We start from the raw sequence: 15,921 nt of genomic DNA, 5'->3' as shown, positions 1-15,921 counted from the left end.
TTCCTTCAGCAGCAGGCGTCAGACGCCCGCCCATCAGGGGAGGGTTCTTCCGGCCCGAGCACGTGGTCCAGCACATAGTTCGAGAATTCGTGCACAGTCTGCTCCTCGGCCGGCGAGTACCGCGACAATCCGGCCAACCTGCCTCGGATGCCCCGGTGGACTACCTCACAGATCCCCTTGTCCTCGGCCAGGAACAGGTCCATCGACGTGTAGTACTTCTCCTCGGCCTCGGCCTCGAACTCGGGAAGGTCGATGGTGGACTGCGGAAAGCAGCACCAGCTGGTGATCCGCGTCCACTCAGGTCCCTCAGGGAAGTACTGGTGGAACGAGAACCGGTCCGGAGGCGAGTTCAGCAGAAGATGCGGGTAGTGGATGATGAAGTGGGTGTTCTCATTGTCGAAGTCCGACAGCCCGTCGACGAAAGGAAGCGTTGGTTCCCTGGGCACGTAGAGACCGTTCTCGTTGGCCGTGCTGTTGATGGCGTACACCATTGGTTCACCGCCCGGGTAGAACTCGCTTCGCCTGGCGCCCGGGTAGAAGGTGTCAAGCGACTCACGGTGCACGGTCTGGACGTGGTACCCCTCCCGCGAGTTCTCCACCCAGATCTTCCAGTTGGCATTAAAGCGGTTCTCCCACTTTCTCGTAACCTTCATCTCCTCCATGCGGTAGGGGGCCATGCGCTCGACCAGGCCGCCGAGCGACTCGAGTAGCGGTTTGGCGTCCGGGTCGAAGTTGATGAAGACGAAGCCGCCCCACGTCTCGGCACGGACGCTGGGTAGTGGATGGTCGGCCTTGTCGAAGCCGTCGGCCTCATGCATCCCCGGGGTGGCGATCAACTCGCCGTCCAGCGCATAGGACCAGGCGTGGTACGGGCAGGTAATCCGGCGGCAGTTCCCGCGGCCGGTCATGAGCTCGGAGCCACGGTGTCGACAGGACGCCGACAGGGCCCGGATCACGCCATCATGATCGCGGAGGATGACCAGCGGCTCATCGACGATGTCGAGCCGCACGTAGTCGCCAGGGTTCGGTATCTCCTCCTCGCGGGTGGCCACCAGCCACTCCCTTCGAAAGATCGTCTCGACCTCGCGGTCGTACCACTCCTCAGAGAAGTAGACCTCGGGCGGCAGCGGCACGGCCTCCTCGATCGGAGCGCGAGTGCCGGCGTAGCGCTCCGGCGAAAAGATCGATTGGTTGGTCACCGACATGGAGCCACTCCCCTCTTGTGGCGCGGAACGTAGCACCGGCCTGATGGTCAGGCTGTGAATCAAGCCGAATCCGGACAACAGCGGTCACCGGATCATCTCTTGGCGGCGAGGACAGCTTCCTCGACGACGCTGTGGAGTCTGCCCGACAGTTCTCCCCCATGTGTCGAGGTGGCCTCGACCACCAGGTAGGCGCCATACCCGTCCTCCAGGTCCAACCATGGTTGGGTGCCGAACGCCCCACCGTCGGTGATCCGTCCGGCTCCATGGTCTATCCACCAACCCATGCCGTAGCCCATGTTCGTACCCCACGCCTCGCCGTCGTAGGCCTCCCGGATCCGGTCATCGTGCATTCGGGTGAGCGATTCCGTGGACAGGACGCGGTGGTCGCCACACATTCCGTCGCGTAGGTGCATCAGGAGGAGGGCACCATAGGCACTGGTCGTGGTGTAGGCCCCTCCTTCCAGATTCGGGTTGTCGGTCGCCACGAGGGTCGACGGATCACCGTTGAAGGCCGCCGGGTAGGTGAAGGGCGCCGCGTCGAACTGGGTAAAGGGGTTGTTGAAGGCCAGTACGTCCAGGCCGCAGGGCTGCACGTAGGTCTCGTCGATCAGCTCCGCCCAAGATCGGCCGGAGGCCACCTCGGCGACCGCTCCCGCGACCTGCCACTGGCCGCCTCCGTATCGGAACTCGGTGTCCGGGGCAGCAATGTCAGCATCGTCGTCGGTCGTGTTGAAGATGTTCTCAGCACAGTCCTGCAGGCTTCCCACCGGGAAGAACTGGCAGAGATACGGCCCGTAGGCCGGGTTCGGAAGTAGGCCTACGAGACCGGAGCTGTTGGATATGAGATGTGCAGGCGTGATGTCGGGATTGCCGGAGCCCCACGCTACGACGTCGGATACCGGGGCGTCGATATCAAGCAGGCCCTCGTCATGGAGGCGCATCAGAACACCGGCCACGACCATCTTGGATGATGAAGCGATCAGGGAGATCCGGTCTGGCCCAAACTCCCCCCAGTGGTCGTGAAAGACCACACCGTCAGCGCGCTCGACAACGATCAGGCCGGCGCCGTTCAATCCAGTTTCGGTTAGGTAGTCCTCGATGATGGGTGCCACGGCGGTGAAGTCGTAACGATCCAGGTCGACTTCTTTCGTCTTCTCCTCGAACACCGACGTCGTGGTGGCCGGTGCACTGGTCGTGGTCGGAGGCACCGTCGTCGTCACTGTCGTGGACGAACTCGTCGTCGCAGAGACGTCTGGCCCAACAGTCGTGGTGCTTGCCTCCACGGTGGTCGACGGGGCCACGGTGGTCGTGAGTGGAGGCGCCGTCGTTGGCAGCGACGTGGGTGCCGTCGCAATAGCAACCGGTTCCGCGGTGGACCCGTCGCTGGCACATGCGGGGAGAACAAGCAGTATCCCAACCGCAAGCCCGAACCTGATCGCCATTCGCTTCACGATTAACGCAGCATGGGCCACCCCTCGCCCTGATCGCCACTCGTGACTCGGTGGACGCAACTGGTTCGGTTAGAAGGAGCGGCGGGCCTCCAGGAGGGCCTCGGACAGGACCGGACCTGCGCCGGCCACCGGGGTCCGTCGGGCATCGGGATCCAACAAACACAGGTCCCGGCCATGGGCGTCGACCACCTCCACGCCGGCCTCAGCGCAGACCAGCAGAGCGCCCAGGTAGTCCCACACGCCGTGGGCGTCGACCGAGCAGTCCATGTAACCATCGAGACGTCCGTCAGCCACCGCGCACAAATCGAGCGCTGCCGCGCCCATGGCCCGAAACTGACCCCAGCCGAGGTGGCGGGGCGGAAGACCCGACAGCCCGATAATCGCTTCGCTCAGCACCGGGGCGTCGGTCCGCCGGATCGACTCGCCGTCGCGTCTGGCTCCCCACCCCCGCACAGCGTCGTACCGGGTACCGGAGATCAGGTCGACCACGACCGCGGCCAATGGTCCGTTTCCATCGACCGCGCAGAGGCTGGTGGCGAACCAGGGCAACCCCCGTGAGGCATTGGTGGAACCATCCAACGGGTCCACGACCACCACCGGCATGCCGTCGAGATCAGGCTCCCGTAGGCCCGACTCCTCGCTCAGCACCCCGTAACCCCGGGGATCCAGCAGGTCATGGACCGCCTGGTCGGCCACTACGTCACTGGCGTATTGGCCGCCGCGTCGACCCGACGGACCCCAGTCCTCGTGTTCGGCAAGCGCGGCAACCACGACGTCGACTGAGTCGTGGAGAGCGCTCAGGACCATCGTCGGATCGACGGCTATCTCCTCCACCCCGGCATCCGCTGGTTTGTCTGACGAGTGGTCCACCCGGCCAGTCTGCCAAACCCCCATGGCTCGCATGTCGGGGTGGCTCTACGCTGTCCCGACACGCCCCCCACGGACCCGTGGGGTAGGCCCGAGATTCAGAGACCCGAGACCCGGACAGCGGAGAGGAACCACGTGGCCGTCGTCGATATCGCAGGCTTTGTCGCCGATCTCAAGGACCACGCGGCCGACCACGGATTTCACGTCCACGACGAGCGCCACTTTGTCGAGACCTACTCCATGCACCAGGCCTTCGAGGTCGACCTGCATCCTGAGGCAGCGTGCGGCGGACCTCTCGATCTTCGCCTTTCGCTGGACATCGAGGTCCGGACACTTCTGGCCTTCGAGGACGAGGTCATGTCCATCCCCGAGGATCAGGACCCCAGTGATGACCTGATTATCAATCTGGTGTTCAGTTGGGCATTGCCGCCGTTGGACCACGGCCCCGACCTCCTCGTGCTGGCTACCGAGTTGGCTGGCCTGGGAGGGCCCGACCTGCCGACCCAGGTGTCGGCCGTCGACTCCTTTGAGGCTGTGACCGACGCCCCTCAACGATCTCTCGGCGTGACGGCCCGACTGGAGACACCGTTGGCCGCCCTCATGCGCGGTGGTGAAGCCGACTGGCTGTGCGACGCCCTCGAGCGGTCCCGGGCAATCAGCGAGTACCTCTTGGATCGGGCGCCGGCGTGGCTCGGTGACGGCTTCGAGGGGTTCTAGGGCAATAGTTCCGGGGTATGCCCTCCGATCATCTGGCTGACGCCCCCTTAGACGCACCTTTCGACACAGGCGAAACCGACCGCCTGCTTTCCACCACCCGGGCGGTGCGGCGGCGTCTGGACCTCGAGCAACCCGTCCCGCCCCAAGTGATCCTGGACTGCATCGACCTGGCCGAGCAGGCACCGACCGGTGGGAACCAGTCGAGTCGACGGTGGCTGGTCATTCGGGACCCTGACACGAAGGCGGCGCTAGCCGAGTTGTATCGGGAAGCCGGTGGAAACTGGATCAGCGACGCCTACCAACAGGTTGAGGGAACCGGCCACCACAACGAGAAGGCCCTCCGATCGGCCGACCATCTGGCCCGCAACCTCGAACACGTACCAGCAATCGTGCTGGTCACCATCCACGGCGAACATGACGGGAGCGGCCGCCCGGGACTATTCGACTCGGTCCTCCAAGCCGCATGGACCTTCTGCCTCGCGCTGCGGTCACGGGGCCTAGGCAGCGCGTGGACGACCATTCACCTCGGCGCGGCCGACCGGGTGGCCGAGCTACTAGGCATTCCTGACGGCGTCACTCAGATCGTGTTGCTTCCCGTGGCGTGGACCATCGGCAACGACTTCTCACCGGCTGAGCGTCGACCAGCAAACGACATCACGTGGTTCGACCACTGGGGCCACACCATCGAGCGACACACCGGCGAGGCCCCGATACATGAAGACGGTGCCGGTGTGACCGTCGAGGTGGACATCGATGCGCCTCCTTCGGCAGTGTGGCCGTACATCAGTGACATCGAGCTCCCGGCCCGATTCAGCGACGAGTTCCAGGGTGCCGAATGGATCTCCGCGGAACCCGCTGTCGGCGCCACCTTTCTGGGCCGCAACCGGAACGAACGCATGGGCGACTGGGAGGTCACCTGCCATATCGTCGGCTACGAGCATGAGCGGGTGTTCGCTTGGAACTCCGTCGACCCCGACCAGCCGGCCGCCCAATGGCGGTTCGAGCTCATACCTCTGGCCGGCGCCACGCGTTTGCGGTTCGACATGGTGCTTGGCCCTGGCCCGTCGGGCCTCACGGCGCTCATCGACACCATGCCCGATAAGGAACAGAAGATCATCGCCAACCGACAACTGAGCCAGACAGCCAACATGCGTCGATGCGTCGAGGGCATCCGTGACCTCGTCAATAGTGCGGATGGCGGCAACGCTGGCGAACGGGAGACCCGCCAATGACCACCCTCGGACTGTCTGTCCACGACGTTCTGACCACCACGAGGTCGGTGCGAAAGCGCCTCGACTTCGACCGACCGGTCGACGATCAACTTCTCGAGGAATGCCTCGAGTACGCCGTGCAGGCCCCCACCGGTTCGAACCGTCAGGGTTGGCGATTCTTGGTCGTAACCGACCCTGAGAAGAAGGCTGGCCTGGGCGACCTCTACCGGAGGGGTTGGGAGCAGTACGCCGGCATGTCCGCCAGTGCCGCGGCGTTGGCTGATGGCGAGGACTCGGAACGGGCCTCCCAACAGATGCGGGTAATGCGGTCCGCCGCCTTTCTGGCAGAGAACATGCACCGGGTGCCGGCCATGGTCATCCCCTGCCTCCCCGGTCGGCTTGACCAGGCGGGCTTCGGCGCCGCCTCGTCGCTGGCTTCAATCATCCCCAGCGCCTGGAGCTTCATGTTGGGAGCTCGGGAGCGTGGCCTCGGGACGTGCTGGACGACCATTCACCTCATGTTCGAGGAGGAGGCTGCCGCACTTCTCGAAATCCCCTACCACGAGGTGAGCCAGGTGGCGCTCATCACCGTCGGCCACACTCTGGGAACCGACTTCCAGCCGGCTTCCCGTGAAGGCGGTGCAGCGGCCGTGACCTCCTGGAACAGCTGGGACTGAACCCGTTCAGATTGCCTCAGCCGCGATGGCCAGGTTCTCCAGTGTTCGCTCCATGGTGTCCCGGTTGTGAGCGGCCCGGTCGCCCACCCCGGTGAACAACCACCCAACCCCGGCCAGGAACGGCGAGCGGTCATCCACCCATGATTCAGTGACCCGGCAACCGTTCGATGTGGGCACGATGTCGTAGGACCAGTCGCAGCCACCCAGGGAACCGATCTTCAGGCGAAACGCGAACCGTCGAGGCGGATCGCTCTCTATGACGGTCACGTTGGTCTGCCATCGACGCCACCGAATACGGTTACGACCCCGGAAGACGGCTCCCACGGTCGGACCGGTGGCGCCGTCGATCCAACGCCCACCCCGGTTTTCGGGCGACCAGCGCCCCATGCCGACCAAGTCGCTAACCAGGTCCCAGACGACATCCGGGTCCGCTGCGACGTCACGGACGACGCTCACCTCGCGACTCGGCACCTCTTCTCGACCACTACCTGTGTCCTCTTCGACGACCATGTGCAGATGGTGGCCCACGACCCCGGGGCTCGCCCAGCCGGAGCAGCCCGGCGGCCGTTCAGTCGTCGACCGGGATGACCTCCGTAGAACCGTCGGCCGCCACCACCACAACCATGTTTCCGGCTCCGGTGCGTACCTCCTCGACCACGGACTCCGCGGCAAGGTCGACCCTGGCGGAGACGTCGAGCCGCCGGTATTGCACAACCCTGAGGCCGGACAACCCCTCGAGGGCCGCCACCAACGCTGGGGCGGGAGGTCCGACCACGGTCACCGTGCGTGGTGAGGGGCGGCTGGACGTCGGGACAGCCCGCAGGCCGGACCGCAACACCCGGCCGTGGTAGACGGCGACACCTCCCGTTGAGCAGACGAGGGCCAGCGGTATCCGGAAGCCCTCCAGGGTCTCGGCTTCGAGGTTCCCGTCCAAGAGCGCAAACACCACCATGTAGACCATGGCCAGGAAGCTCCCCAGCACCACAAGGGCCGTGGTGCCGAAAACGGCGAATAGGTAGATTCGTCGAACGGCCGACGTCTCCTCGGCCACCGTCCCAGCGTGGGCCTTGATCCGCTTCCAGGCCCGGTTCCAGATCGGTCCCCCAACAAGTAGTGCCGTGAGGGCGAAGGCCACCAGCTCGTCCACGTCGATGTCCCAGTCGTCGCCGGCTGGCAACACCTCGTTCAACACGATGCCAAGCAGAACAGCTACTCCGATGGTTGAGGCCACCAGACCCACACCCGACTCGAGATGGTCATAGAGGCGGGCCACCTCGTCTCGACCGTCGACCTGTCGGCGCACGGCGTGCGGGACTTCACGTCGGTGATAGGCCCACAGGGCCATACCGACCACGAGGAGTGCAGCGAAGACCGACAGGATGTGAAAGTGCTCAACCGCCGAACCGTCACGAGACGACCCGACGAGCAGCCACGACAACATCGTGTGGAGCAGGCCTGAGGCGGCAACCACGGTGGTTGCCAGACCACCCAGAACCCCCACAACGAGCACATAGCCATCGCGCTCCGGGCTGCGCTCGAAGACTCGGGCATGCCGCCACCAGTACCACCACCAGGCCACTCCGAAGGCCAGCACGGGCGCCAGAGACCCCCGTAAGCCATCCCAGCTGTTTGCCCACGAGGTGTCCCCCGCATAGTCGAAGGGCAGCGGGTCGGGCATCACTCCCTCGTAGGCCCATTGGAGGAGGTGCTCGACAATCACCGCTGTGCTGACCGCCATGCCGAGAAGGGCAGCGGTGGAGGCCACCAGGTAGTGGAGGCGGCGGCGGGTGCCCGGTAGCCGCCAGTGAACGATCGAAACGGCAAGCCAGATCGGTACGGCGGCAACGGACCAGGGGCTGAACGACCAGCCGTCGAGCAACCACCCCAGGACGTTGATGGCCGAACCCACGACAATGCCGGTCGACAGGAGGTCCATAGTCGACAGGTAGAACGACCACCCGCCGGATTCCGCCTCGGTGTCCGATGTCCGGAACCGTCGGCGTAGCCAGACGGTCATGCCGACAAGTGCCGACCCGGCCACGATCACCAGACTCAGCCAGAAGGCCAGTCCTTCCGGTTCGCTCTGTCGACCGTCCTCCACCACCTGCACCAGGCGACTGAGGGCGCCAGTGGCACCAATGGCGGTGGCGACGACCAGGCCGTACAGGAAGCCGAACTCGAAAAGTCGACGAGCCATCAAACCGACGTCTACCCGACGCCCGTCGGCCCGCCTGCGGTACACGACGATGCCGAACACCAACCCGATGAGCAGAACGAACTCCACGAGACCTCCCCATGAAGCCTCGCGCAGTAGATCAGCGCGCCGGTGTCACTTCTCCGGAGCCGCGCCTTCCAGCCAGTCTTCGAGGTCGGCCTCCTCCCAACCCTCCGGGCCGTAGATGGTCCCGGGGAGTGGAGTCATCAGCCGGGTGTCGCCGGCGGTCACATAGCTGTCGATCAGGACCTGAGAGTCAAGGAGACGGTCGTCGGGATCCCCATCGTCGAGGCCGCGAGCGGAATCCATGCTGCGACGCATCCCTACCCAGTCGTCGACAGTGGTGGCCCACACCATGACCACTTCCGTGGAGTTGGTGGTCACCTCCCAGAGCCCGGTGGCCACTACCCCATGGTCGGCGAACACGGGGACCCGACACTCAACCACCTCAGCCAGGAACTCCACTTGGGTCCCCGGTCGAACCGTGAATACCTCGTTGACGAACAACGACCCCCTGATGCCCCGCTCGGCGATCTCCTCTGTGGTTGGGGACCCGGGCACCCCAGCACATACCCGGTCGTACCCTCCGGTCCTCCACCGGGATGCCTCGTCCCACCAATCGCCGTAGAAGGCGCTACGGCGCTTCAGGTTGAGCCGGTCGAGGTTTCGCCGCCATCCCTCCCAGCCATCCGCACCGCAGTCCCAGATATTCACCACCTGGGGCCAGCGTCCACCGCCGAAGCCAAGAACAAAGAAAGAGCCCTGAAGGGTGGTCATGCCCGGCATCCGGTTCGTCGGCTCACCCCGGACGTGTTCCATGTAGGCGTACTGACCCTGACCGACAATGTCGATGGTCTCGTGAACGAATACCGATCGGGGCACACCGCCATTCTTCACCGACCAGGGGCACGCACGCCAACCACACTGCTGTTGTGCCGAAGACGGCCAGTCCCTGGGGCTGGCTAACACCTGGCAGGAGCCGGTCTGCTTTCCCCAACCAACCCCTGCACAGGTGATCGAACCTCGTGGGCCGGGCGGGGATCGAACCCACGACCGAGCGATTATGAGTCGCCTGCTCTAACCACTGAGCTACCGGCCCGCCCGCAGTCTGGCAGGAGACGCCAGCGGCACCTCGGCACCGGGCATCCATCCGGTACCTTGGCGATGATCCGACGGCCACCGATGGAGCGACCGTGACCGACGACGCGGTCGTCCCACATTCCGAACACCCGGACCTGGCATCCGACGCGACGTCGGATGAGGATCCGGTTAACGCCCAGGTTGAACAAGTGGATGGTCGGGCCCTGCCAATCGGCACTGTGGGCGATTCGCGGACAGATGTCAGTCTCGTCGTCCCCACCTTCAACGAAGCGGCCAACATCGGTCACCTCCTCCGCTCGCTACACGCGGTCCTGACCCGGACCGGAGCCGTATTCGAGTTGATCGTGGTCGACGATGACAGTCCGGACCGGACCTGGGAGGTGGCCACCGCGGTCGCCGCTGAACTCCCGGGCATCCGGGTGCTTCGCCGAACCGGCGCATCCGGCCTGGCTACCGCAGTCATCTGCGGATGGGCCCACGCCCGTGGAGCCGTCCTCGGCGTGATCGACGGGGATGGCCAGCACCCGCCAGAGGTGGTGGCCGACCTGGTGGCCGCCATGGACGAGCGGACCGACGTAGCCGTGGCTAGCCGGCACGTGCCCGGAGGCGGAGTTTCGAACTGGTCGGCCATCCGACGCCTGCTCTCCCGGGGTGCCCAGGCCCTCGGCCTCCTCCTCCTGCCGGGCACGGTGGGCCGGGTGACCGACCCCATGAGCGGATTCTTTCTAGTCCGACGGGACGTGGTGGCCACTGCGGATCTTGATCCAGTGGGCTACAAGATCCTGCTAGAGGTGCTGGCCCGTGGCGATGTCCGTCGGGTAGCCGAGCGACCCTACGTGTTCCTCGAACGGGCTGAGGGTGAGTCGAAGGTCGCTGCCGGCCACTACGTCGGCTACCTCCGCCACCTCATGCGGTTACGACTCCATCCGCTGCGAAGCCGGGCACTGGTGCGTTACCTGTTGGTCACCGCTGTGGCATTGATGGCCGACGCCATCGTCTTCCTCTGGATATTCGACCGCCAGGGCTGGAACCTGACCCGTTCGGCAGCTATCGCTGGCGAAGCGGGGATCCTCCTCACCGTGGCCCTGCATGACCTTTGGACGTTTGCCGGGCGGGCTACACGGGGCACCCTCGACCGGATCCGGCGCCTCCTCGGAGTCCAGATCGCCTTGGGCACGCTGTTGTTCGGGCGTTTGCTTGCGATCAACGTGCTGGTCAACTGGTTCCACCTCGGTCCGCTGGCCGCGTTCTGCGTGGCTTTGGCAGCCATCACGCCGGCCAGCCACCTCCTCGGCTCCCGTCTCACCTGGCGGGGTGTGCGTCCTTGATCAGAGTGGGAAACCACCGGCCTCATGGGTCAGTCCGGCCGGCAGGGCCGACCCCTGCCGTTTCGCGGCTTTAGAGCAGGCAACTTGGTATCTCCAATGTGACTCATCACTTTGGACGCGAACAGGGCCGGCCCCGAAAGACCGACCCTGAACTGCATGTTTGTGGCTCCGGGGGTGGGGATCGAACCCACGACCTGCGGATTAACAGTCCGACGCTCTGCCAGCTGAGCTACCCCGGAATGGGCGTGCGCAGGATACCAGAGGCACCCCATCTCCCGGCCGGGCCGAAGACCTCGATCAGACGTGTAGCCGGTCGTAGCGTCAGTCGTCGTCCAGGTAGTCCCGAAGCCGCTGCGGGCGGTTCGGATGCTTCAACTTGGACATGGTCCGAGCCTCGATCTGACGCACCCGTTCGCGTGTCACGCCGAAGTGGGCGCCGACCTGTTCAAGGGTCTGCGGCTCGGTCCCGTCTAGACCGAACCGCATGCGGACTACGTCCTTCTCGCGATCATCCAGCTCATCGAGGGCAGCCAGCACGGCCTCTCCCAACAGACGGCGGGTGGCCGCATCGACCGGAGCGATAGCCCGCGGATCGGCCACAAGGTCGGCCAGGCTCGCATCCTGCTCTTCCCCCATCGGCGAGTCGAGCGAGAGCGGATTGTCCTGCTCGCTGGCCAGCCTGAGCAGGCTTTCCACCTCCTCGGGCGTAACCACCGCCCGATCGCCGATCTCTGCATGGGACGGTTCCCTCTCTAGCTCCTGGGCTAGATCACGCTGGACACGGAGCACGCGGTTCATGGCGTCGACCTTGTGAACGGGGATTCGTATGGTCCGCGACTGATCGGCAATGGCGCGGGTGATTGATTGGCGGATCCACCAGGTGGCATAGGTCGAGAACTTGAAGCCCTTGCCGGCATCGAACTTCTCCACGGCCCGCATGAGACCGAGGTTCCCCTCCTGGAAGAGGTCGAGAAGCGGCAGGCCGCGACCCCCGTACTTCTTGGCCACGGAAACGACCAACCGGAGATTGGCCCGCGTTAGGCGGTCCCGGGCACGGTCGCCGCGTCGTTGCAGCCGCTTCAGGGACGCCAGTTCCGCCCGGTCCGTCCGACTCAGATCGCCAGCTGCCGCTAGGTCAGCCAGGCGCCCCTCGGCTTCGTTTCCATTCCGGATGCCGTCAGCCAACTCCACCTCTTCACGGGCGGTCAGCAGGGCGACCTGCCCGATCTCACGGAGGTACAGGCGGGTCGAATCAGCGACTCCACCGGCATCGGCCAGGGTCTCTGGACGTGCCCGGTACTCGGCCTTGCTGGCCCTCGTTAGTCGCATTACCTCGTCTGGACCAGCCTCGACGGCCACTGTCTCGTCGAACTCGATGCCATCGGCTTCCAACCGGCGCCGGACGTCGGAGATCAACTCCGGGGTGATCTCAGCGTCGCGCAGGACGTCGATGACCTCGTCTAGGCCGAGGCTGCCGCGGTCGCGGCCCCGACGCAGCAAGCGTGCGACTTCGAACTCCGAAACCCCGGACCAAATCTGTGATCTGGGAGCGGCGTCAGCCATCGACCCTCCCCTCAGCCCCCTCGTCGTGGTCGTTGAGCCAAGTTAGCAATTCCTCTAGATCGGCGCCCTCGGCCACCGGCTCTCTCAGCTTCATCACTTCGGTCCGAAGGAAGGAGATCACGGGCTGATACCCCGCGAGGTCGCCCGAGGATCGAGCCTCGGCTTCGAGTCTCACGGCAGCACGCTCGGCGGCCAGATAGGCCAGGCGGGTCAACACACCGAGCGGCTCGTCATCGGTCGCGTCCTGAACGGCCAGCTTTCCCATCAGGTCGGCCACGTCGGGCTCCACTTTCGCGCGGGCTCCGTGGAGGTCACCAGCCTCCCTCAGCGCCAGATAGGCCGCACGATTGAGTCGATCGTCGAAAAGCACGGGCGAGAGGTGGACGCTGATCGGGTCCGGTCGGTGGACGAGTAGACGGAGCGCCTGGGTCTCAGGAGTGAGGTGACCGGTGTCCGGCGATGCTCCCGCTGCGGTCCTGTCCGAGGCGGGCACGGTCCGTCCCCTCGGGCCGGCTGCCACAGCTGCCGCCCCCCGCCTTCTGAGTTCGTCGATGCCCACCTGGCACTGGTCGGCGATACTCATGGCGTACTGGTCACGTACCAGCGAGTCCGGGTGCTCGGCGACCAGCGTCATGGCCTCGGTGGCTGCCCGGGCCCGACCTTCGGCAGAGTCCAGGTCGCCGCGGGCCAGCACCCTGTCCACGCGGAACTCCAGGAACGGGCGAGCGCCATCAATAGCCTGCCGCAACGCCTCCGGGTCCGACCCGGCCAGGTCACCTGGGTCGGCTCCCTCGGGAAGGGCGGCGACCGCGAACTGGAGGCCGAACTCCTCCTCCCAGGCGTAGACCCGCTCGGCCGCCGCCTGGCCCGCTCCGTCGGCGTCGAAGGCCAGCACCACCCGTCGGGCGAACCGGCCGATGAGTCGAGCGTGGCTGGGGGTGAGGGCTGTCCCGCAGGTGGCCACCGCCCGCTCGATGCCGGCCAGATGGCAGCCGATGACATCGGTGTAGCCCTCGCATACCACCAGCTCGTCGAGGCGCCCCGCCTCGGCCTTCGCCCAATGGAGGCCGTAGAGCACGTCGGACTTCGAGTAGTACTCGGCGGCATCTGAGGTGTTCTTGTACTTCGGGCCCTCCCCGTCTGGCAGCTTCCGGCCTCCGAAGCCCACCGGATTCCCCTGGACGTCGAAGATCGGGAACACGATCCGGGCCCGGAAGAAGTCGTACTGGCCACCTCGCTTGTTGATCCCGCCGAGTCCGGTGGCTTTCAGGTCTTCGTCGGACAGGTGGAGTTCCCTGGAAAGCAGCGACCAGTCGTCGGGTGCCCACCCGATCTGGAAGCGACGGGCCACCTCGCCGCCGTACCCCCGGGCTCGCAGATAGTCGCGGGCCGGGCGGGCCGCCGGGTCCTCCAGAAGACGTCGATGGTAGGAATCCACTGCCTTCTGGACGATCTCGGCGTACTCCTTGCGACGGTTGCGGCGGCGTCCCTCGTTCTGGTCGGTGTACCGCAGCGGGATGCCGGTCTTGGCCGCCAGGAACTCCACCGAGCCGGCGAAGTCCAGTCCCTCGATTTCGCGGACGAAGTCGATGATGTCGCCCGACACCTGACACCCGAAGCAGTAGTAGACGCCCTTCTCGGCATTGACCGAGAAGGAGGGAGACTTCTCGCCGTGGAACGGGCACAGTCCCATCCATTGGGCGCCGGTCTTCTTGAGTTGGGTGTGTTCGGTGATGATCCGGATGATGTCGGACTCGTCGCGAACCTTCCTGACGTCCTCGTCGACGATGCCCATGGCCGGACGGTACCGCCCACCGGCCTACCCGGTCAGCCGGGCCTGTTGATCGCCTTGTCAGTCGTCCTGTCAGCGCAACAGATCAGCCGTCGCGGGCGATGAGTGCCTGGGCCACGGCCAAGCGGGCCACCGGCACCCGAAACGGGGAACACGACACCGAGTCGACCCCCGCCTCGACCAGCAGACGTATTGATTCCGGGTCGCCACCGTGCTCACCGCACACACTGACCTCTAGGTCGGGGCGGGCCATCCGTCCAGCGCGGGTAGCCGCAGCCACCAGAGGCGCCACGGCGCCTGGGTCTAGGTGGGCGAACGGGTCGGCGGGTAACAGCCCCCGCTCGAGGTACGGACCCATCATCCGTTGTTCCACGTCGTCACGGCTTAGCCCGAACACCATCTGGGTGAGATCGTTCGTTCCGAAGGAGAAGAAGTCGGCATGGGCTGCCATGTCAGCGGCCAGGAGGGCCGCCCGTGGCGTCTCGATCATCGTTCCGACAGCAGGTGGTTCGGTGGGGTCCCATTCCTCGATCTCGTCCAGCACCCAGCCCCTCACGAGGGCCAACTCGGCCGCTGTCGAGACCAGTGGCACCATGATCGCTGCATGGGCGTGCGAACCGGCGGCCGCGGCGTCGTCCATGGCCCCCAGCAGCGCCCGGACCTGCATCCGGTAGAGCCCCTCACGCAATACGGCAAGGCGGACCCCCCGGATGCCCAGCATTGGGTTGTGTTCGCGCCACTCCGCCGGGGCGTCGTCGCCGAGGAACTCGTGCAGCGGCGCATCCAACAAGCGGATGGTCACCGGGAGCGGCGCCATGGCGACCAGGACGCCGGTCAGGTCCTCCCTCTGGGCGGCACCCAGCGCGGCTAGCGCCTCGGTCTCGTCGCGGGGTGAATCGGCCAGCAGGAACGCTCGCACCAGGGGAAGGCGGTCCCCGAGGAACAGGTGCTCAGTCCGACACAAGCCGATTCCCTCGGCACCGAACAAGCGCGCCCGGTCGGCATCTTCGGCCCGGTCGGCGTTGGCCCGAACCCCGATCCGCTCACCGCGTACCTCGTCGGCCCATTCGAGGAGAACGTCCAGTTCTGGCACCTCTCCGGCCTCGGCCGCCCTGACCGACTCGACCGCCCCAGCCAGTACCTCGCCCGACCCGCCGTCCACCGAGACCACGTCACCGGCGTCGACCCGAACCTCGCCCAGTACCACGTGGTCGTCACCCACCACCATCCCGACTACCCCGACCACCGCGGGGATCCCCCACCCGCGAGCCACCACGGCAGCGTGGCTGGCCACCCCACCTCGGGTCGTCAAGATTCCGGTGGCCATGCGCATGCCGATCTCATCGGCTGGCGACGTCTCGTCGCAGACCAGCAGGGCGTCCTCGTCCCGGTCGACGGCGTCCAACACGGCCTCGGCCGTCAGGCAGACGACCCCCGTGGCCACTCCGGGGCTGGCGCCCGTCCCGGCGGCCAGCAAAGCGGGTCGACTCTGGCCATCGGGCGTTAGCGCGGCGGGGCCACCATGGATCAGCCTTTCAACTAGGGCTGGATCGACAGCGGCCACGGCGCGCCACCGGGCTTCGGCCGAACCGGCGGTCGTCGCCTCGGCAACCAGGGAACGCAGTCCATCCGAGCTGTCCACGCGGTCCTCAGGTGATGACATCAAGTCGCTCTGGTCGCTCAGGGACACTGGCCTCGCAGGGGCTGGGGCCGATTAGGCCGCGAGCCGCTCCGAGAGGTAGGCCACCAGGTCGCCAATGGCCACCCGTTCCTGAGCCATCGAATCCCGTTCGC

At 65.9% G+C, this 15,921-nt stretch carries 14 protein-coding genes and 2 tRNA genes; 5 read left to right on the top strand and 11 right to left on the bottom strand.

The genetic code is table 11. The features are described 5' to 3' along the window. Positions 1–5: 5 nt before the first annotated feature. The gene (locus QF777_03250) at positions 6–1,205 is read right to left on the bottom strand and encodes an aromatic ring-hydroxylating dioxygenase subunit alpha (protein MDP6910567.1); all 1,200 of its coding nucleotides are present in this window, start codon (positions 1,203–1,205) and stop codon (positions 6–8) included. A gap of 92 nt (positions 1,206–1,297) precedes the next feature. After that, positions 1,298–2,413, bottom strand: a complete 1,116-nt coding sequence (locus QF777_03245; protein MDP6910566.1) for a serine hydrolase — start codon at positions 2,411–2,413, stop codon at positions 1,298–1,300. Here QF777_03245 and QF777_03240 point away from each other — a divergent pair. Next, positions 2,382–2,702 carry a hypothetical protein gene (locus tag QF777_03240; protein ID MDP6910565.1) on the top strand — a complete coding sequence of 107 codons (321 nt, stop codon included), beginning with the start codon at positions 2,382–2,384 and terminating at the stop codon, positions 2,700–2,702. The two genes, QF777_03245 and QF777_03240, sit on opposite strands and share 32 nt — an antisense overlap. A 23-nt stretch (positions 2,703–2,725) precedes the next feature. Here the strand turns inward: QF777_03240 and QF777_03235 are convergent, their stop codons facing one another. Beyond that, on the bottom strand, positions 2,726–3,526 hold the full coding sequence (locus QF777_03235; protein ID MDP6910564.1) for an inositol monophosphatase: 801 nt from the start codon (positions 3,524–3,526) through the stop codon (positions 2,726–2,728). Between the two features lie 132 nt (positions 3,527–3,658). On the opposite strand from QF777_03235, the gene QF777_03230 reads away from it, so the two are divergent. The 3 genes from QF777_03230 to QF777_03220 are packed head-to-tail and all read left to right on the top strand — an operon-like array spanning position 3,659 to position 6,128. Beyond that, entirely contained in the window at positions 3,659–4,240 is a 582-nt protein-coding gene (locus tag QF777_03230) for a hypothetical protein (protein ID MDP6910563.1), read from the top strand. A 17-nt stretch (positions 4,241–4,257) separates the two neighbouring features. Further along, positions 4,258–5,472 carry a nitroreductase family protein gene (locus tag QF777_03225; protein MDP6910562.1) on the top strand — a complete coding sequence of 405 codons (1,215 nt, stop codon included), beginning with the start codon at positions 4,258–4,260 and terminating at the stop codon, positions 5,470–5,472. Then, on the top strand, positions 5,469–6,128 hold the full coding sequence (locus QF777_03220) for a nitroreductase family protein (protein MDP6910561.1): 660 nt from the start codon (positions 5,469–5,471) through the stop codon (positions 6,126–6,128). Before QF777_03225 ends, QF777_03220 begins: the two co-directional genes overlap by 4 nt. 6 nt (positions 6,129–6,134) lie before the next feature. On the opposite strand, the gene QF777_03215 is transcribed toward QF777_03220, so the two are convergent. The 4 genes from QF777_03215 to QF777_03200 all read right to left on the bottom strand — a co-directional run bounded on the left by QF777_03215 (position 6,135) and on the right by QF777_03200 (position 9,442). Beyond that, on the bottom strand, positions 6,135–6,638 hold the full coding sequence (locus QF777_03215; GenBank protein MDP6910560.1) for an SRPBCC family protein: 504 nt from the start codon (positions 6,636–6,638) through the stop codon (positions 6,135–6,137). A gap of 58 nt (positions 6,639–6,696) precedes the next feature. Next, entirely contained in the window at positions 6,697–8,412 is a 1,716-nt protein-coding gene (locus tag QF777_03210; GenBank protein ID MDP6910559.1) for a DUF5671 domain-containing protein, read from the bottom strand. 45 nt (positions 8,413–8,457) lie between these two features. Beyond that, positions 8,458–9,225: a hypothetical protein gene (locus tag QF777_03205; protein MDP6910558.1), complete on the bottom strand. Its 768-nt coding sequence runs from the start codon at positions 9,223–9,225 to the stop codon at positions 8,458–8,460. 144 nt (positions 9,226–9,369) lie between these two features. Beyond that, a tRNA-Ile gene (locus tag QF777_03200) sits at positions 9,370–9,442 on the bottom strand. Positions 9,443–9,536: 94 nt separating this feature from the next. Between QF777_03200 and QF777_03195 the strand changes: the two genes are divergently transcribed. Continuing rightward, positions 9,537–10,772, top strand: a complete 1,236-nt coding sequence (locus tag QF777_03195) for a glycosyltransferase (GenBank protein MDP6910557.1) — start codon at positions 9,537–9,539, stop codon at positions 10,770–10,772. 163 nt (positions 10,773–10,935) lie between these two features. Here the strand turns inward: QF777_03195 and QF777_03190 are convergent. The 4 genes from QF777_03190 to QF777_03175 all read right to left on the bottom strand — a co-directional run bounded on the left by QF777_03190 (position 10,936) and on the right by QF777_03175 (position 15,769). Next, a tRNA-Asn gene (locus QF777_03190) sits at positions 10,936–11,011 on the bottom strand. An 82-nt stretch (positions 11,012–11,093) separates the two neighbouring features. Next, complete coding sequence (locus QF777_03185; protein MDP6910556.1) at positions 11,094–12,335, bottom strand: sigma-70 family RNA polymerase sigma factor; 1,242 nt, start codon at positions 12,333–12,335, stop codon at positions 11,094–11,096. After that, complete coding sequence (gene dnaG, locus QF777_03180; GenBank protein MDP6910555.1) at positions 12,328–14,130, bottom strand: DNA primase; 1,803 nt, start codon at positions 14,128–14,130, stop codon at positions 12,328–12,330. Before dnaG ends, QF777_03185 begins: the two co-directional genes overlap by 8 nt. Positions 14,131–14,212: 82 nt before the next feature. Continuing rightward, positions 14,213–15,769 carry a PEP-utilizing enzyme gene (locus tag QF777_03175; GenBank protein MDP6910554.1) on the bottom strand — a complete coding sequence of 519 codons (1,557 nt, stop codon included), beginning with the start codon at positions 15,767–15,769 and terminating at the stop codon, positions 14,213–14,215. Between the last annotated feature and the right edge of the window lie 152 nt (positions 15,770–15,921).

This window comes from Acidimicrobiales bacterium, assembly GCA_030747595.1.
Taxonomy (GTDB): Bacteria; Actinomycetota; Acidimicrobiia; order Acidimicrobiales; family MedAcidi-G1; genus UBA9410.
This window is presented reverse-complemented; position numbering and strand designations above follow the sequence as displayed.